The following is an 18,026-nucleotide window of genomic DNA, read 5'->3' as shown; positions in this document are numbered from 1 at the left end:
ACATCATGAATGGAGGCGTTTGAGATGCAACTCATCACGTTGAAAATCGATAAGCCGGATGAAACGAACTTCATTTTGGGTCAGACGCACTTCATCAAGTCCGTCGAGGACATTCACGAAGCGTTGGTAAATGCCGTGCCAGGGATCCAGTTTGGCGTGGCCTTTTGTGAAGCCTCTGGCAAATGTCTGGTGCGATGGTCTGGCACCGATACATCTATGATTGAACTTGCACAGAAAAATGCGAAAGCCATCGCCGCAGGCCATAGCTTCATCATTTTCCTGGGCGACGGTTTCTATCCGCTGAACGTGTTAAACACCATCAAAATGGTTCCAGAGGTATGCCGTATTTTTTGTGCAACAGCCAATCCAACTGAAGTGATTCTCGCTGAGACGGAACAAGGGCGAGCAATCCTGGGCGTAGTGGATGGCTTCTGTGCCAATGACATTGAAGGCGACGACGACGTCCTGTGGCGCAAGAATTTCTTGCGGCAGATCGGCTACAAACTGTGAAATGCAGAGAGTCATTTAATAGCGAATCCATTCACTGATCCGCAGATCCCGTAACGGCGAAAATGTTGCAGGGCACTTGATACAGAACATGCTCCGTCGTACTGCCCACCCATTTGCCCAGACCCTTGCGATGCGCATTTCCCATGACAATCACATCGGCGCGGTGATGCGCTGCAAAGTCGGCCAGCGCTTTGCCAGGCGGCCCCTCAACGAAGTGTTGTCGCTCAGTGGGCACGCCGTAGTGGGCGGCCAATGCGATAAATGACTTTTTCAGTGACTTGCGCACATCGCTGCTGAAGCCCGGCATCGTCACTGCACCRGCGCCTGCGTCGGAAATATGTGTCTGCGAAAGATCGTAGGCATGCAGCAGATGCAGCTCCGCGTTGCATTGCATCGACAATCCGTTCGCTGCCTGGATGATGCGGTCGTTTATGCCAGTGATCTGAGTCTCGGGATGTGACGGATCGACTGCCGCCACTACCACCCGCGGAAGTGGACACCTGACTTCGCTGACCAAATGCACAGACACCGGGCATTCGCGCAACAGGTGCCAATCCAGAGGCGTAATAAAAACGCGTTTGAGCGCTGACTCGTGTTGCACGTCCTTGATCAACAGATCCGGCTGCATTTCTGCCACGTGCCGAAGTATTTCTTGCAACGCGGTTCGCGTAACAAGCACTTCGGTACTCACCATGACCCCGCGCCCGCGGATTAGATCGGCTTCATCCTTCAGCCACCTTTCGTTCTCTTGCTGACAGGCCTCACGAAAACGCGCACCGGCGCTCATCAACCCCATAAGGTTGGAGTCTTCGATAAACACCGTGATGTGCAGCGCTGCGCCAGTGGCTTCGGCAATGGCAGCAGCTCGCTCCAACGCCGGGGTGTGACGCATGGCTGGACCGACTATCAGAAAGAGTCGTTGATATTGGCTCATGTAACACCTCCAAACGTTCCGGGATATCTAGCTCCCCCAGCGCTCTCGCCTGTCACACCACCGACGATTTACTATCGCCTCAACTATCTGGATCAACACTATCAATATACGCCTGGATTCCATCAATTCCCCACTTGGCCGGGTCGACTGTTTTCAACAGAATCGGACGAATGGAACCGTTGGGTATGGCTTTGCGATGCCGAGGTGAGGATGGGGGGGGCGACCCCTTCTCCTGTCTCTCAGGACCGCTCCAGACCAGCAAAAGAAAAAGGGGGCGGATTTATTTTTGAATAATTAATCCGTCCCTTTTTTATGCTCTTTTTTCGCCTTGCGACCATTGGTCGCATTCACTGAACATAGGTAGCAAAAGACCAGAAATCCGCTATTACGTTAGTAGCTGTCACTTCATTCATTGCAAATCGTCACAGGAACGTCCCACGATGCGAAATCAACTTAAGCATTCGAGACTTCGTTTTTGTTTTTTGTTTAGTGTTATCTCAATGGGGTTGACCGCTTGCGCCAGCGATGAAAGCATTATTACACCTACTAAAGAAGTTACTCGACCACCTATCGATGACAGCGAGACTTCGTCTGTGCGTGTAACGACTAGTTGGATACGACATTCGCTTAGCCAAACTGACTGCCTGAAGCACGCCAGAACAGCTCTTACAAAAGCGAGATACTTTGTTGAAACAGGAGAAAGAACAGTTTATGGGTTGCGTGAGGGTATGACTTTTTCAATTCGCTGCGACTACGAAGGCGTTGCTTTTTTAGCAGTGGCTTATCGCCAAAGACCAAGTACTCAAATCCAGGATCGGATCTTGAATGAAGTCACCAGGCTATTTTAAGGGCTACAGACTAGAGGTATAGGGGGTCGTCCACAGCAAGATCAATGTCGGTCCTCTTTTATGAGGCAAAGACTTGGACTTACCCCTCCCGGACGGTACCCAGGAATACATCTTCGAGGAACAAGCGAAATTGCTCGGATAGTAGGAGTTTATTATTTTTTCGAAAGTTGAATGCATAAACGCACTAATGATCTGTTTTGTTGTTTTTTGTCACCCTGTTTGGGGTGTGCATTTCTGATATTTTCATAGCAATTAAAAACAACAACACAATGCGCCTAAAGTTCCTTGCGTCACTTCCAGATCGGTTGAATCCACCGTCGATGCCCCCTTTACAACAGACAGAAATCGGCCAGAAACAATGGGATGGACTCCTCCTCACCGAGGCGTCTTGAGTGCCAGACTGAAGGTGCGAGCCGCAGCAATCGGCTGTGGATTCAACCGGTCGAACGCTTACGTTTCTCGATGGCTATTGCAAAGGCTGGATTGCAGCGCTCCGGGTACTGGCGAACGCACTCGTGCCAAGCCAGCGCCATAAGTTTTCTGCATCCTGCACTGCGCCGTCTACACGCAGCTCTCGCGACTGAAGAACTTCCCTGGGTGTGCGGTCGCCAGACCACACCTCGGTCAACGCGCGCACGCTAGAGTCCACGATGAGTGTGAGTTCGCGTCCGGGGTCGTCGCGGCACAGATCTGCCACACCCTGTTCGACCACGAGCCACCACTCTTGCTCGCCGGACCGAGCGTCGCGGAACCTGAAGTGGATGACCACCGGCCGGGACGGGAACATCTCGATGCGTACAAACCGGCGCACGTCCCACATGAGCAGGCCCGCGTCGAGTTCGTTGTCGCGAAGACGACTGCCTATCCAGCGTGCGCCCCAATGCCCTAACGCCATGATGATGGGGCGCAAATCCTCGCCTGCMTCGGTCAGGCTGTACTCCCAGACTTTGCCTGCGGCCGTGCGATGTACGACACCGATATCTTCCAGGTGGCGCAGCCGCTGTGCCAGCAAGCTGGTGGACATTCGTGGAACGCCGCGGTGCAGTTCATTGAAGCGCTTACTGCCGCACAGCAGCTCGCGCACGACCAACGGCGTCCAGCGTTCGCACAGTGCTTCAGCACCGCGTGCGACGGTGCAGAACTGACCGTAGCTTTCATCCATCGCCTGTACTCCGCAACTACAACGCTTCAGATTCTGAACTAGCCCCGCGACTTCGCCACGCGCACGCTGAAGCCCTCGATAGCCCACCGCCACAGGAGAACGTCATGACCAAGATAGCCATCATTCAGCGCCCGCCAGTGCTGCTCGATCGCAGCGCGACGATCGCCCGAGCCGTGCAATCGGTCGCTGAGGCTGCGGCGGCGGGAGCCTCGTTGATTGTTTTACCCGAATCGTTCATTCCAGGTTACCCGTCGTGGATCTGGCGGCTGGCGGCGGGAAAAGACGGGGCTGTAATGGGTCAGTTGCACACGCGGCTGCTGGCCAACGCCGTTGATATCGCGAACGGTGACCTGAGCGAGTTGTGCGAAGCCGCCAGCGCTCACGCCGTGACGATCGTATGCGGTATCAATGAATGCGAGCGGCGCAATGGAGGCGGCACGCTCTACAACAGCGTAGTCGTTATCGGTACGAACGGTGAAGTGCTCAACCGACACCGCAAGCTGATGCCAACGAATCCCGAGCGCATGGTGCATGGCTTCGGTGATGCGTCCGGGCTGCGTGCGGTCGATACATCCGTCGGTCGCATTGGTGCGCTCATCTGCTGGGAAAACTACATGCCATTGGCGCGCTATTCACTGTATGCCCAGGGGGTGGAAATCTACGTCGCCCCCACGTACGACACTGGCGAGGGCTGGATCAGCACGATGCGTCACATTGCACTCGAAGGCCGATGCTGGGTGCTCGGCAGTGGCACCTCGCTGCGCGGCAGCGACATTCCCGATGATTTCCCGTCTCGTGCGCAACTGTTTCCCGATCCTGACGAATGGATCAACGATGGCGACTCGGTGGTGGTCAATCCTCAAGGCCGGATCGTGGCCGGTCCATTACACCGAGAGGCAGGCATTCTGTATGCGGACATCGACGTCTCACTCGTGGCGCCAGCGAGGAGGGCGCTTGACGTCACCGGGCACTATGCGCGCCCGGACATTTTCGAACTGCAGGTTCGACGCACGCCGGCGACAGCGGTGCGCTACATTGACGGGTGAAGCCAGGCAACGCTCAGGCGATCCATCCCAACGCCGACGGTATGCGTAACAACTGGTCAAGGAGTCATTCCATGAGCATTCAAAGATCTTACAAGGGCAGTTGTTTTTGCGGCGCAGTCGAGTTCACCGTCAGCGGTGAGCCGGCCGCAATGGGCTATTGCCATTGCGAGTCGTGTCGGCATTGGTCAGCAGGGCCGGTCAATGCCTTCACGCTGTGGAAACCCGATGCGGTGCAAATAACTCGGGGCGCTGAGAACATTGGCACCTACAACAAGACACCGCAGAGTTATCGCAAATGGTGCAAGCATTGTGGCGGGCACCTCTTCAGCGAACACCCAGGGATGGGGCTCATCGACGTGTATGCCGCTGTCATTCCGGACCTCGCGTTTTCACCAGGCGTTCACGTCCATTATCAGGAGACCCTGTTGCGCATCAAGGATGGATTGCCCAAGCTGAAGGATGTCCCCAAGGAATTAGGGGGATCGGGCGTCAGCATGGACGAATAGCGCTAGCACGCTCTCACTGATCGAGGTGGCATGAACGCGAAACAAACACACCACCTCAACACCGCTGGATCAGTTAGCCATTCGCCGCTCCCGGCCAGCCGGCCTGATGCAAGGCTTTGAGCAGCGTCTCGCAATCCAGGCCCGGCACGGCATGGCCGTTGCCTTCGGCGGTGTCGGCGGCCAGCAAGGCATTGATGATGGCTTCTTCCACCGCTTCGGTGGCGGCCAGGAACAACTCGCTGATGTGGTCGTTGTTGACCATGCTCAGGTTGTCGGTAGTCGGCGCGCGCTTACACTCGTAAGCGGCCGGCGGCACCTGATTACCGGTGGAGAAGGCGATGAAGATGTCACCGCTGTGGTCTTCATTACCACCACCGGTGCGGGCGAGGCCGAGGCTGGCACGTTGCGCCAGGCGCGTACATTGATGCGGCAGCAACGGCGCATCGGTGGCCAGGCAAACGACGATCGAGCCCATACCCGAGTGCGGCAGCGAAGCCTTGAGGAACGGCGAGTCGGCCTGTTCCATGTAGCGTCCGACCGGGTAGCCGTCGACGCGCAGTTCGTTACGAATGCCGTGGTTGGCCTGGACGATGGCGCCAACGGTCCAGCCGCCCTGGGCACTGCTCAGACGCCGTGATGCGGTGCCGATGCCGCCCTTGAACTCATGACAGATCATGCCGCTACCACCCCCGACGGAGCCTTCCGTTACCGGCCCGCTCTTGGCCGAACGCAGGGCCTCGGCCACATGCTCAATCTTCACATGGAAGCCGTTGATGTCGTTGAGCAAGCCGTCGAAGGTCTCCAGCACCACCGGCATGTTCCAGTAGAGTCGCCCGTCATCCGGCTGTTGTTCACGGTCCAGCACAACCAGCGCATCGCGCACCACGCCCAGGCTGTGAGTGTTGGTGAAGGCGATGGGACTGGTCAACAGACCCGCCTCGCGAATCCACTCCAAACCTGTGGCGTCGCCGTTGCCGTTCAACACATGGACGCCGGCAAAGCACGGTTGCTGGCTGGTGGAACCCGCACGCGGTTCGATAACCGTGACACCGGTCAAGATGTCGCGGCCGTTGGCGGTGCGCCCTCGCACATTGCTGTGGCCGACCCGTACGCCGGGCACATCGGTGATGGCATTGAGGGGGCCGGGTTGCAGTTGGCCGAACTGAATGTTCAGGTCACGGGCACGTGGTTTCATCGTCATTTTCATGATTTCTCTTTTGTTTGATTTGTTTCATGACGGGGCTTGGCCAGTCATCGGTAGGGCCGAGTCTGCCCATCAAGCGCCGGTCTTGACCGTGTTCCACGCGCGGATGCGCACGCGCTCCATCTTCAGCGGGAGTGGTTCAAGCGGAAATAGCGTGTCCAAGACTTGTTTGGACGGATACACACCTGGGTTGTCGCGGATTTTCTGCTCGACGAGCGCGGTGGCATCCTTGTTGGCGTTCGGATAGCTCAGGTAGTTGGATGACTCAGCGATGACTTCGGGGCGCAGCATGTAGTTGATGAAGGCCAGCCCTTGCTCCGGGTTCGGCGCATCGTTGAGCTGAACCAGACTCTCCACCCACACCGGGGCACCTTCGCGGGGAATGCTGTAGACGAGGTTGCGATGATTGCCGGCCAGCTCAGAGGCCTTTTGCGCATCGGCGACACCACCCGCCCAGCCCAGCACGACGCAGATGTTGCCATTGGCTAGATCAGAGATGAACTTGGAAGAATCGAAGTAGACGATATGGGGACGCAGTTTCAGCAGCAGTTCCTGGGCTTTTTTGTAATCCTCCGGGTTCTGGCTGTTGTAAGGCAGTCCAAGGTAGTGCAACGCGATGGGGATGACTTCGCTAGGTGCGTCGAGCATGGCCACACCGCATTGACTCAGCTTGGCCAGATTTTCTTCCTTGAAAATCAGGTCCCAGGAATTAACTGGCGCATCTGGGCCGAGTATCGATTTAACCTTGTCCGCGTCATAGCCGATGCCAGTGGTACCCCACAGATAAGGGGCCGCATAGCTGTTTCCGGGATCGTTGCTCTGCAACTTGGCGAGGATTTCCGGGTCGAGGTGCGACCAGTTGGGCAACTTTGAACGATCCAGTTTTTTCAGCACACCCGCCTTGATCAGGTTCGGTAGCAGGTCGCCACTGGCAACCACTACGTCATAGCCGCTGCGGCCGGCCATCAGTTTGCTTTGCATGACGTCGCTGTTGTCGAACACATCGTACACAGCGCTGATGCCCGCTTCTTTCTGGAAGTCTTTCATCGTGTTCGGGGCAATGTAGTCATACCAGTTGTAGACATGCACGCTGGATTTGGCAGGCTCGTCGGCCTTGGCGCAGGCCAGGCCGAAACTGAAAAGCGTGGCCAGGACGAATGGCATGTAGCGAGTCGATTTCATCGGGATGCTCCAGAGCATTAGCGCCAGGTCCAAGGACACGAGCACTGCTCCTGCTAGTGTGTGAATTATTGTTGTGGCAGGCTCAAAATCGAATCAAGACGGAACAGTCGCTGTGGTTCAGGGGATCAGTAGTTCACGGCGACCATCACCGTGCTCAATCTGTTCGCCGTTCAGGAGCAGGCGGCGGTCACTGAGGTAGTCGTAGTCGAGGCGGGCGGTGCGCAGCAGGTCGAGATCCAGCTCTACCACCTGACGGCACTCTTCGCGCCCCGCTTCAAATAGCGTGCGTCCGAAGGGATCGATCGCTGCACTCCCACCGGCAAAAACGAGGCCTTCATCGCCGTCGCCGACTCGATTCACCATCACCGCGAATGCCTGGTTTTCCTGAGCGCGAGCCATGATCGCGGTGCGGTGGACAGGGCCGTAGGGATCCATATTGCCGTTAGTAACCAGGATCAGCTCGGCGCCGAGTTGGCCGAGGGCCCGAGCACTTTCCGGCAACTCTATGTCGTAGCAAATCAGCATGCCGACACGGACGCCCTTCCAGAGCGCAGTGGCATAGCGGTCTCCCGGCTGGAACAGGCCGCGTTCCGACGGCCAAAGGTGAGTCTTGCGATAGTGCAAGGCGATCCCTTGTGGCGTTATCAGCAGGGAGGTGTTGTAGAAGATGCCGCAGTCGTTCTCAGCCATGCCAACCACCACCGCAACGTTCCGTTCGCGTGCGGCGCGCTGCACGGCCTGCACACTCGGCCCGTTCAGGGGCTCGGCGACTTCGGCGAGCTGTTGCGCGCTGGCGAATCCCATCAATTGAGTTTCTGGAAAAATCAGCAGATCGGTATCCACTGCGCAGGTAGCGATGGCCTGCAAGGTACGCTCCAGGTTATAAGCGGTATCGCCATCGCGACCGGTAAGTTGTACGAGTTCAATCTTCATCGGTGATCCTTTCACGTGTTGTGGGCTCGCAATCGCCAAACTAAACAGCACCCGCCAGGGCTGGATGAAGTATGGAGAGGCATAAAACGGAAAGTAATCACATCGATGGGGTAACCCCGTATGGGTAGAGTCGTGAGCATTACGTTGCAGGACATGGCCTGGCACCAGGCGATTGGCAGGCTGATTGAGGGGCTTGACCGTCCTGGTTTCTGGCTGGCCCTGGTGCGTCTGCTGGATAGATACATACCGGTGGACAGTTGGGTCGTGCTGATTTTCAGCAATGGCCGTCCGCAGGTGCTCGCAGAATGCCCAGGCAAGGACGGTGGGCCAGACCCGCTCTTTCAGGATTACCTCAAAGGCCTGTATCTGCTCGATCCCTTTTACCTGGCCAACCGGGAAGCACCGCAGAACGGTTTGTTTTGGCTAGCCGACGTGGCGCCGGAGTGCTTCGAGCAGACCGACTACTACCAACGCTACTTCCGCCTCAATATCGTTGCCGATGAAGTACATATCAACGTCCAGCTCGACGCGGAACGCGCCCTCAGCCTGTCACTGGGAAGCGAGGCCCGTTTCAGTCCAGAGCAGATCGCCTTGCTCACACTCATTCAGCCGTGGGTTGCCGCCCTGATGCGTCAGCGCATGGCATTCGAGCGGGAGGTGCTGGAGCAGAACGCGTTGCCGACGCCAAGTTGGCAGAGCTGGCTGGACTCTACTGACAAGCAGCTGGATACGCCGCTCTCCGCCCGCGAACTGGAAGTCGGCCGGCTAATGCTCAGCGGCTGCTCGAACAAGGAGATCGCGCGCAAGCTGGCGATTTCCGCCGAGACTGTGAAGGTCCACCGCAAGCACATGTACAGCAAACTGGGGATTAAATCTCAGTCCGAGCTGTTCTCCCTGTTTCTGAACGCGCAGAGCTGAAGTCGTCGTTTCATGATGGCGTCAGCTCCCAAGACAATCGGCTTCGTCGCAGCCTGACAGCGATGGTCATCAATTCACGGCTAATCTTCATCACCTACTAGAAACGTCGGAGGCATCATGAGCTTCATTCTCTGGGTCATTCTTGGCACCAACGGCTCACAGCCCGCTACAGCGATCGATCATGCCGAGTACAAGAATATGGAGGCATGTCAGCACGCAGCCAATCAGATCAAGGAATCACTCGGGGGGGTTCAGTTCCAGATTCACACCCTCTGCACACCCACGGAAAAGACAAAATAAAGCGTGATCATCAGGCGCACTTGTCATTTGCGATCCACTTGCAACATTGGTCTGGGATAGCGGGGCGGAGGTACTTGATTTGTCAATTAGTGCCCGCAGCGAGCCGGCTCGCTCGCTCCCACACGGATTTCGTTTGACTGACTCAGCGAGTGATTTGCCTCGTTTTGCTGACGCTTAAACAACAAAAATTTCACCTGTTTAAACGAAGCCTTCTGTTACCACCCAAAGGCTACAACGCCTTGCGTCATCGCCTACGGGTAAGACAGAATCCGCCGGCTTGTGCGTCTACGGGGTGGGCTATATCGTTTTCCGGTCACTGAAAAACAGTGATCGGGTTTGGTAGCCCGCTTTTAAGTAGTCGCATGACAACGCCATATGCAGTCTTTTTTGGACTCGGTTTTATATGGTGGTCATGCGTGGGGCTCCTTCGTGAGCGCCGGGTTTCCTACTTAGACCGGTCTACCAACCCGCGTATGGCCGCCACCCTTTGTTTGGTAGCAAGGGTGATGGCTCCTTAATTTTCTAAGTGGGAGTTTCATCTATGATCAAACCAACACCCAATCCACCGGACACCGATCCGGCATCCCCCTACGAATCCCTCGATTCCAAAAAATTCCATGAAGCGGCCGAACGCGCCCTCRACCACTACCTCAACCCGGCAGCCCAAATCATGGCCAGTACCAACGAACCCGAACCCATGTTCCTCGCCAATCCTAAGTACGACACCGAATCCCTGCTGGCCAACGCCAGCGAATCACTGGGCTCGGCCACCACCATGCTCAGCAATTTTGCAGCGTTATTGGATAACTCACATCGCAAGACCCTGCTGGGGATTACGCAAGTGGTCATGTTGGGGGAATTGGCGGTGAATCAGGCGTTGGATCACGTTGAGCTGAAGGAGTAAGCACGACCCTCTGTGGTGCAGGGCTAGCTCCTCGCCACAGAGGGAGATGTAGTACGCCGCCCCAAGAAGCTCGCCTGACCAGCCTTTCGATGTAACAAATTAACTCACGGATATTTACCTGCAGAGTGGATCCTTATAAGATGAAATTCACATTTGCTCCTCTCCATCAGGCTTTGAGTTAGCTATGGCTATTCAGTGTATGAAAAAGCGACTTAACAGATCAGGTTTTATAATCATGCGAAATCATACGCGAATATATAAGCGACAACTGGATGCAAGTTCAATTATCTCTACATCTAAATATAATACCTTGAGTGCCTAAATGATGAGCAGTGCTAATTTGTCGGCTGATAGCTCTAATGCCTTTAGTATAGTTATAGTAAATTACAAGACGCCAGAAATCACCAAAATATGTTTAGACTTATTGCACCAGCATCTGGGTGGYAGTGTCCCAGTATGGGTAGTTGATAATTATTCTGCTGATGAAAGCACTGAGTATTTGAGGTCGCTTGACTGGATTAATTTAATCGAACGTTCTGTTTCTGAACCGGAGGCAGGCCATATCGCGCATGGCAAAGCACTTGACCTGGTTTTGGAGCGCGTTGAAACTGATTATTTGTTTCTCATGCATACTGACACATTTGTTTTCGATAAAAACGTTTTCCCGATGATGCTGAATAAATGCATTAAAAATCAAAAAACCGTAGCCGTCGGTTGTGTAGAGCAATTAAATCGTGGCGCCACGAGAACTTTTTGGCGCTTTAGTTCGCGACTGTTCAAACACCATTTCAGACGCCTGAAAATTTCTGTGGGATTACGCTCCAGGGAGCCAAAACCATACAGGGAAGTGTACTTGAAGAGTTTCTGTACCTTGTGGAACTGCAAACTTATCAAGCAACACGGCCTGCATTTTTCGATGGACGATCGTGTTCCTGGTTATACCCTCCAAGACCGCATGACCGAGCTTGGCTATGTCGTTGAAATGTTATCGCCGCGTAAAATTTTCAGCTATCTGGATCATATTCAGTCGGGTACTGTCGCAGCGGCTGGGGGCTATGAAACGACGCACAGACGAACAAAAATGTACAATAATATCCTTAAGCGCTTGAACAAGGACAACAGCTAAACATAAGTTAAGCAGGCGTGCACGAGCAGTGCGTTTGGCTCTGTTTTCAGTCATCCCACAGGTTTTTTGTATTAAGTTATTGGAGCGGTAATGGCACCCATCACTCAAACACTCCCTATCACCCTCTCCTCTGGGCTTGATTTCGACCAGGACGCCGCCAGCGCCTTTGGTCATTCATTGGCCAGCCACTATATTCAGGCTACGCCATTTCCGCACATCGTTATCGATAACTTCTTGCACGAAGACCTGATTGCAAGTATATGCTCGCACTTTCCAGTCGAGCCAACCAACAATGAAATGATCTACGAGCGCGGCTATAAAGGTCAACTAAAGCGTCAAATCAGTCCCAATGAATGCCCCCCTTTTCTCAAGACTGTTTTTAACGCTTTTAACTCGGCGCCCATGTTGCAGTTTCTTGAAAAGCTCACAGGCATCGAAGGTTTGATACCCGACCCCTACTTTAGCGGTGGCGGGCTGCATGAAACGAAGAGTGGTGGTTTCCTTGGGGTGCATTCGGACTTCAGACTCAACAAAAAGCTTAATGTTGAGCGTAGGCTGAATGTCATCATTTATCTGAATGAAAACTGGCAAGAGGAATACGGCGGTAATCTAGAGCTTTGGGATATCGGCATGAAGACCTGCCTTAAAAAAGTTCTGCCCATTTACAATCGCTGCGTCATCTTCAATACAGACAAAGACAGCAATCATGGGCACCCAGAGCCTTTAACGACTCCAGAGCACATCACGCGCAGGTCTATCGCGCTTTATTACTACACCGCAGGAACCATGGCGATCGATCCCGCACAAAGAAACAAGACCCACTACAAGCCAAGACCCAAAGATCGTTTAAGCCTCAAGTACTACATAAGTAAACTAATCAGGAAGAAAAACTAAGCTGCGAAATGCCCGCTGAACGATTTAGCCAATCTGCTGCATCGGCCGGTTGAATCCACCGTCGATTTCGGTCTGTCGTGGCGGCCGGAAACGATGGTCATCAATCCAGGGCTAGACTCCATCACCAACTAGAAGCGTCGCAGGCATGATGAATTTATTCTCTGGGGCATTCTTGGCACTAACGGCAAGTCTCACTCCGCGCTCGGGGCTCAAGTTGCTGGTAGCGCTGTGTGCGATGAGCCTGCTTGGCTGTTCACCTGGCGAAGAGGTAGGGCAATGCAAAGCTGCGCCGCAAGTGCCCGACCGGCAGGTCGTCATCATCGGTATCGACGGCCTGCGTACGGACGCCGTTAGCCCGGCACTGACCCCCTTTCTGTTCCAGTTGGCTGAATCTCAGGGGTTGGCTTGGGGGAGAGTCGATGTCAGCAACGGCCGCACGCAACAGACTTATTCCGCACCTGGCTGGATCAGTGTGCTGACCTCTAGCTGGGCAAGCGCACATGGCATTGTTGATAACAGCAGCAAAGGGCCAATCAAAGTTCAAACCGTGTTTGAGCGCCTTCAGAGCCGCAAGGCCGATAGTCGCAGCGTTCTCATTACCTCCTGGCGGCCGCTGTACGACTTGGTCGAGGGGCGTTTGCGGGCTTTGCCCGAGATACGCCATGCGGCGTTTTTGCGTGACGACGATGCAGCGATCGAGCATGAAGTGCTGACCACCTGGCGAGCTTGCCAGCCCGATCTGGCGTTCATTCATCTCGATGCTGTAGACCAAGCGGGCCATAACGGTTCTTTTGACCCGTCTGATCCGGGCTACGCTGCCGCCGTGCGAGCAACAGACTCCCGCATTCGGCGCCTGTGGGAGAATGCATTTGCGTCACCATCCGCCCAGGGTGCACTGCCTCAGCGTTTGGTCATTTTTGTCAGTGATCACGGTGGCACCGGCAATGGTCACGGCCACTATTCAGAAGCCGAGCGCTGGGCGCCGCTACTGGTAATATCGCCGTCTGGACATCCCGCAGTGAACATCAGAAACCTGGTTGATATTGGTCAGGCTTCGCTGGACTTCATTCAGTGAGGGTTGACCAACGTCGGTTTCGACCGAGATCAACTCAGTCAATAGCCAAGCAGGCCCGCATCGTTAATTAGCGCACTTCGTTTGTAGCCGCTGCCGGTTAGGCGAGGATTTCAAATGAGGTGCTGGCCAGGCGTTCGCCGTTCACCAGAATGTGCACAGCATGCAAACCCACATAGTGCTTGCGGGTGGTGAGTTCCTTGATCTGCTGACCACGACTGACCTGTTCAGTCGCCTTGCCAGGCAACGTCAATGCCTTGAGCTTGAACACCTTCGCCGACGTGCTGCCATTGGCTTTGACGTAATCAATCGCATAGTCGATTACCAGCCGCTGACTCTCCGCCACCGTGGATTTCACAACAAACGACAGCGTGATTTTCTCCCCCAGACGAATCACCGCCGGTTCGACCTTCACCCCAACAATCTCGACCTCGGCCTTGCCGCTGGCTCCAATAATCGCCAACGCTCGCTGATTGCCCTGCTTGATCAAACTGCGCAACGCATGCTTGGCAATCCACACGGTGTGCTTGTTATCCAGCGACCATCCTTCGATCAGGTCCAGCACCCAGTCGGGATGGTCCTTAGTGATGTCGTTGAGGTGATTGGCCACGGACTTGCGCACGTAAAGGCTTTCATCCGCCTTGAGGTTGTCGAGAATCGCCGCTGCCAGGGTCGGATCGGCTTGTACCTGCTCCAGTCGAAACGACCACGGCAAACGCGGCCGACAGCCTTCGCTGGCCAGACGCCGGACGTGTTCATTTTCATCCCGCGACCACTGCTGCATCAGCGCCAATGAGCGCTCCAAATCGCTACGCAGAAAATACCGGACCGCAAACTCCGCAGAACCAAACGCGGTGAAGTACTTGAGCGCATCCATCGACTGCTCGAAATCATGGGCGCCATACAGCGCCACGTAATGCGGCAGCGAGATGCTGACGAAGCCGCTGTCAAGTCGAGGGGCGAGGGCGCGCAACACCTCAAGGGTCTCTTCATAACCCAGTGGCAACACCGCGTGCAGGCATTCGCTAACCCGGGCCATGCGCTGCATGATCGACAATTCGGCGAGGCCGTCGTTGGCCCTCTTCAGAAAGGCTTTGGCGTTGAACTCGGGGTAGACCGCCGTCATTTCGGTCGCGATGTGCTTGAGGCGCTCGGCGTTGAAGATTTCCTTCAGCGCCGGAGTGGGCTGTTCGGCGGCGATCATGGGTGAGTCCGATTGAGTGGGCGGCTCAGGTTATCGGGGTACTGATGAATGCCTCAAGTGTTTCCGCTTGGGCGGTGAATTCGGCGATTCGCGGGAAGCGCTCAACGTCGACCTGATCCGGCACTACCAAATTGGTGAAGCTCCAGGCCACCGCCAGCGTAATCCCGTCCTGCGCAATCGAGGCGCCGTTGGTTAATGGCTGCTTTTGCAGTTCGCGTTCAAGTGATGAATAGGCGGCCGCCAATTGCCCTTCGACGCGTTCTACCCACGGCTGGAATTGAATTTCGGCCGGGCGCAGGCTGCGTTCGTAATAAAGCTGCACTGACTTCTCGCACGCCGCTAGCGCCAGCCCGGTCACGCGCAAGGCGCGCAACCGTTGCTTGAGGTCGCCGGGCATCAGGCTTTTGCCTGGACCGGCGAGGGATTCCAGATAATCGATGATCAGCGTTGAATCGATCAGCACTTCGCCATCATCCAACACCAGCGTCGGCGCCTTGACCACCGGGTTGATCTGCTGGAACTGCTCGAAGTGCCTGAACACCGACACCGATTGGTGCTCCAGGTCGATGCCCAAGTATTTGGCGCAAATGGCCACACGCCGTACATAAGGCGAATCCAGCATGCCGATCAGCTTCATTAATACATTCCTTCAGAGGACCATTGCGGGACGGACAACCTTAGCTCAGGTTGCGCGACCTGCAACAAGCGGGGGGCTTGTGTGGCCGTTTGTCTTCTATATACCGCCGTTCGATTGAATTTCTTGCTATAAACGCACTCCGATAACGGCAGCAACGGTTGCCATAGCGCACTTTGCACACCTTTTCGGACAAATTCGCTGACTTTTCAGTTGCTGGGGCCTCAAGTCGGCCTTAGACTGCCGCCCCTCGTAAATTGAGTGCCGGGTGGCGCTTGGAATAAATGGCGCCTTTGCGACGGACGACCGAGGTCCGCCGGAACGCTCCCTAATTCGCCTTAATGCACGTTTTTTTATAGAGATATCAATGACAAAGGACAAGTTGCTGGCCATGCCGGCGGATGACTACATGAATGCTGAGCAGCATGCTTTTTTCTCCGAGCTGCTGCAGAACATGAAAGTCGAAACCCATGAGCGCATCGAACAGAACCGCATCGCCATCGAGAGCCTGGACACCCCGGCCGATCCGGCAGACGCGGCTTCTGTCGAAGAAGAGCGCACCTGGCTGGTGAACGCGATCGATCGCGACCAGCGCATGCTGCCTCAGTTGGAACAGGCTCTGGAACGCATCAAAGAAGACAGCTTCGGCTGGTGCGACGACAGCGGCGAGGCCATTGGCCTGAAACGCTTGCTGATCAGCCCGACCACCAAGTACTGCATCGAAGCTCAAGAGCGTCACGAACAGATCGACAAGCACCAGCGTCAGGCCTGATTTCGTAGCGCCCCGCATCGCGGGCGAGCCTCACTCCAAAAGGAGCAAGGCTGGCCCGCGATGCTTTTTTTCGTCTGTAAAAAACCTCGCGCACCTCTGTTGATTAGCTGCAATACCCACGACTAATGGACCATAGATAATGGCCTTGTAGTGGCGTTAAATGCGCAGACAATAATCAGAAAGGCGTGGGGTGACGAAAATGACGAGAGACGGATCTCTGGCGGCGGCAACGCCTGCGCCAGTGCAATTGCCGAAAAACCGTTGGCTGACACCGACCCTGCAAAGTGTCGCCCTGATGCTTTTGTTATGCGGCATGGCACTGGGTGGCTGGTCGCTATACCTTGGCTTGCCCTTGGCCGTGTTGATTATCTGGCTGCCGCGTCTGCGCTCCCGCGCTACGCCGGAAGACACCTGCGTGGACAACTCCAGCACCATCACCGCGTTGACCCGCGACCTTTCCTACACCACCAGCCACAACGCGCTATCCGCAGCAGGCGTGGCCTTTTCGGTCAAGCAACTGGCAGACAAACTGCAATCGCAACTCAGCGCGGCAGCGCAAATTGTCCGCAATGCCGAAGTGATGATTGCGACCGAGCAAGCCACCTCCAAACTCAGTCGCGAAGCCCTCGGTGCCGCGAGTGAGGCTCATCAAAGCGGCGCAGCAGGGCGCCAGGAGCTGATGGAGTCGATCGCCCGAATGCATCAACTCAGTCAGCGCGCCAGCAACAGTCGCGAGCTGATTGAGGCCCTCAGCCTGCGCAGTGACGATATCCAGCGGGTGACGCTGGTGATCCAGTCCATCGCCAGCCAGACCAACTTGCTGGCGTTGAACGCCGCTATCGAAGCCGCGCGGGCCGGTGAACACGGTCGCGGCTTCGCGGTGGTGGCCGATGAAGTGCGGGGCCTGGCGGCGCGAACTGCGGCGGCGACCGGTGAGGTCGGCGAGATGGTTGCCGATATCCAGCAACGCACCGCTCAGGTCGTCGAGCAGATCCGTCAACTCTCCAGCGACCTCGACAGCGGTGTCGAGCAAGTCGAGAACACCGGTCAGCACCTGGAAAACATTACTCGATTGGCCGCTGGCGTCGAGGACCAGGTCGGACAAATCGCCCGCGGCGCGGACACCAATCGCGAACAACTCGACAGCCTGTTCCATGCCATCGAACAGATGCGCAGCGATCTTGCAGTCAGTGATCAACAGACCCAGCGTCTGGCCCAGGCCGCTGTGCAAATGGAAGGTCAGGCCGAATCCATCAGTGAGCGCCTGGCCGAAGTCGGACTGGATGACTATCACCAACGGATTTATGACCTGGCCCGCGAGGGCGCGAGCCAGATTGCCGCGCGTTTTGAAGCGGATATCGACCAGGGACGTGTCAGCCTCGATGACCTGTTTGACCGAAATTACCAGGCGATCCCCAATACCAGCCCGTCCAGGTTTCAGACCCGCTTCGACCGCTACACCGATCAGGTCCTGCCGGYGATTCAGGAGCCGTTGTTACCGCGTCATGAAGGCCTGGTGTTTGCCATCGCCTGCACGCAGCAGGGCTATGTGCCAACCCATAACAAGTCCTTTAGCCTGCCGCTAACCGGCGACACGCAGGTCGATACACTGCAAAACCGCACCAAACGTAAATTTGCTGACCGCACGGGTATCCGCTGTGGCAGCCATCAACAACCCGTGTTGTTGCAGACATACACCCGCGACACGGGTGAACTGATGCACGACCTCTCGGTGCCGATCATCCTCAAGGGACGGCATTGGGGTGGTTTGCGGTTGGGTTACAAGCCACAGAGTCCTCGCTAGAGGCGGGCCATTGTTACGATTCTGGCAACGAAGCTGTGCAGGCTCGTTGCTGTTTCCTCGCGGATTAACTCAT

The 18,026-nt window shown here is 55.7% G+C and carries 19 protein-coding genes; 12 read left to right on the top strand and 7 right to left on the bottom strand.

Features of this window, described 5'->3' with window-relative positions; translation table 11 throughout:
• The first annotated feature begins 24 nt into the window (after positions 1-24).
• Positions 25-510, top strand: coding sequence for an adenosine-specific kinase (locus AC1DWM_RS19255; protein ID WP_223511208.1), 486 nt, complete (start codon positions 25-27; stop codon positions 508-510).
• 31 nt (positions 511-541) lie between these two features.
• Here AC1DWM_RS19255 and AC1DWM_RS19250 read toward each other — a convergent pair whose 3' ends face one another.
• On the bottom strand, positions 542-1,444 hold the full coding sequence (locus tag AC1DWM_RS19250; RefSeq protein ID WP_223511206.1) for a universal stress protein: 903 nt from the start codon (positions 1,442-1,444) through the stop codon (positions 542-544).
• A 440-nt stretch (positions 1,445-1,884) separates the two neighbouring features.
• Here AC1DWM_RS19250 and AC1DWM_RS19245 point away from each other — a divergent pair, with 440 nt between their 5' ends.
• Complete coding sequence (locus AC1DWM_RS19245) at positions 1,885-2,292, top strand: hypothetical protein (RefSeq protein WP_223511204.1); 408 nt, start codon at positions 1,885-1,887, stop codon at positions 2,290-2,292.
• 466 nt (positions 2,293-2,758) lie between these two features.
• Here the strand turns inward: AC1DWM_RS19245 and AC1DWM_RS19240 are convergent, their stop codons facing one another.
• Positions 2,759-3,454, bottom strand: a complete 696-nt coding sequence (locus tag AC1DWM_RS19240; RefSeq protein WP_477795879.1) for a winged helix-turn-helix transcriptional regulator — start codon at positions 3,452-3,454, stop codon at positions 2,759-2,761.
• A gap of 104 nt (positions 3,455-3,558) precedes the next feature.
• On the opposite strand from AC1DWM_RS19240, the gene AC1DWM_RS19235 reads away from it, so the two are divergent.
• Both AC1DWM_RS19235 and AC1DWM_RS19230 read left to right on the top strand, forming a co-directional pair.
• Positions 3,559-4,500: a carbon-nitrogen hydrolase family protein gene (locus AC1DWM_RS19235; RefSeq protein WP_477795878.1), complete on the top strand. Its 942-nt coding sequence runs from the start codon at positions 3,559-3,561 to the stop codon at positions 4,498-4,500.
• 71 nt (positions 4,501-4,571) lie between these two features.
• The gene (locus AC1DWM_RS19230) at positions 4,572-5,006 is read left to right on the top strand and encodes a GFA family protein (RefSeq protein WP_477795877.1); all 435 of its coding nucleotides are present in this window, start codon (positions 4,572-4,574) and stop codon (positions 5,004-5,006) included.
• Between the two features lie 73 nt (positions 5,007-5,079).
• Here AC1DWM_RS19230 and AC1DWM_RS19225 read toward each other — a convergent pair whose 3' ends face one another.
• From AC1DWM_RS19225 to AC1DWM_RS19215, 3 genes are all read right to left on the bottom strand, one after another.
• Positions 5,080-6,201: a DmpA family aminopeptidase gene (locus AC1DWM_RS19225; protein WP_477795896.1), complete on the bottom strand. Its 1,122-nt coding sequence runs from the start codon at positions 6,199-6,201 to the stop codon at positions 5,080-5,082.
• An 81-nt stretch (positions 6,202-6,282) separates the two neighbouring features.
• A complete protein-coding gene (locus AC1DWM_RS19220) occupies positions 6,283-7,392 on the bottom strand; it encodes a polyamine ABC transporter substrate-binding protein (RefSeq protein ID WP_477795895.1) in 1,110 nt (369 codons plus the stop codon).
• Between the two features lie 117 nt (positions 7,393-7,509).
• Positions 7,510-8,325 (bottom strand): carbon-nitrogen hydrolase family protein, encoded by an 816-nt coding sequence (locus tag AC1DWM_RS19215; protein ID WP_477795876.1) that lies wholly within the window; start codon positions 8,323-8,325, stop codon positions 7,510-7,512.
• Between the two features lie 132 nt (positions 8,326-8,457).
• On the opposite strand from AC1DWM_RS19215, the gene AC1DWM_RS19210 reads away from it, so the two are divergent.
• The 6 genes from AC1DWM_RS19210 to AC1DWM_RS19185 all read left to right on the top strand — a co-directional run bounded on the left by AC1DWM_RS19210 (position 8,458) and on the right by AC1DWM_RS19185 (position 13,542).
• The gene (locus tag AC1DWM_RS19210; protein WP_477795894.1) at positions 8,458-9,243 is read left to right on the top strand and encodes a LuxR C-terminal-related transcriptional regulator; all 786 of its coding nucleotides are present in this window, start codon (positions 8,458-8,460) and stop codon (positions 9,241-9,243) included.
• 117 nt (positions 9,244-9,360) lie between these two features.
• Positions 9,361-9,543 (top strand): hypothetical protein, encoded by a 183-nt coding sequence (locus tag AC1DWM_RS19205; RefSeq protein WP_223511197.1) that lies wholly within the window; start codon positions 9,361-9,363, stop codon positions 9,541-9,543.
• A gap of 541 nt (positions 9,544-10,084) precedes the next feature.
• Positions 10,085-10,447 (top strand): DUF6124 family protein, encoded by a 363-nt coding sequence (locus AC1DWM_RS19200; RefSeq protein WP_477795875.1) that lies wholly within the window; start codon positions 10,085-10,087, stop codon positions 10,445-10,447.
• Between the two features lie 325 nt (positions 10,448-10,772).
• Complete coding sequence (locus AC1DWM_RS19195) at positions 10,773-11,573, top strand: glycosyltransferase family 2 protein (protein ID WP_477795893.1); 801 nt, start codon at positions 10,773-10,775, stop codon at positions 11,571-11,573.
• A gap of 90 nt (positions 11,574-11,663) precedes the next feature.
• Positions 11,664-12,467: a 2OG-Fe(II) oxygenase gene (locus tag AC1DWM_RS19190; RefSeq protein WP_223511193.1), complete on the top strand. Its 804-nt coding sequence runs from the start codon at positions 11,664-11,666 to the stop codon at positions 12,465-12,467.
• A 145-nt stretch (positions 12,468-12,612) separates the two neighbouring features.
• Positions 12,613-13,542 (top strand): alkaline phosphatase family protein, encoded by a 930-nt coding sequence (locus tag AC1DWM_RS19185; protein WP_477795874.1) that lies wholly within the window; start codon positions 12,613-12,615, stop codon positions 13,540-13,542.
• Between the two features lie 97 nt (positions 13,543-13,639).
• Here AC1DWM_RS19185 and AC1DWM_RS19180 read toward each other — a convergent pair whose 3' ends face one another.
• Positions 13,640-14,743 (bottom strand): DNA alkylation repair protein, encoded by a 1,104-nt coding sequence (locus AC1DWM_RS19180; protein ID WP_477795873.1) that lies wholly within the window; start codon positions 14,741-14,743, stop codon positions 13,640-13,642.
• 25 nt (positions 14,744-14,768) lie between these two features.
• On the bottom strand, positions 14,769-15,380 hold the full coding sequence (locus AC1DWM_RS19175; RefSeq protein WP_477795872.1) for a glutathione S-transferase family protein: 612 nt from the start codon (positions 15,378-15,380) through the stop codon (positions 14,769-14,771).
• 364 nt (positions 15,381-15,744) lie between these two features.
• On the opposite strand from AC1DWM_RS19175, the gene AC1DWM_RS19170 reads away from it, so the two are divergent.
• Complete coding sequence (locus AC1DWM_RS19170) at positions 15,745-16,149, top strand: TraR/DksA family transcriptional regulator (RefSeq protein WP_007907888.1); 405 nt, start codon at positions 15,745-15,747, stop codon at positions 16,147-16,149.
• Between the two features lie 199 nt (positions 16,150-16,348).
• Positions 16,349-17,953: a methyl-accepting chemotaxis protein gene (locus AC1DWM_RS19165; RefSeq protein WP_477795871.1), complete on the top strand. Its 1,605-nt coding sequence runs from the start codon at positions 16,349-16,351 to the stop codon at positions 17,951-17,953.
• Positions 17,954-18,026: the final 73 nt, after the last annotated feature.

This window comes from Pseudomonas sp. P4_C8, from assembly GCF_056401975.1.
The sequence above is the reverse complement of the archived record's forward strand: the minus strand, read 5'-3'. Positions and strand labels throughout refer to the sequence as shown.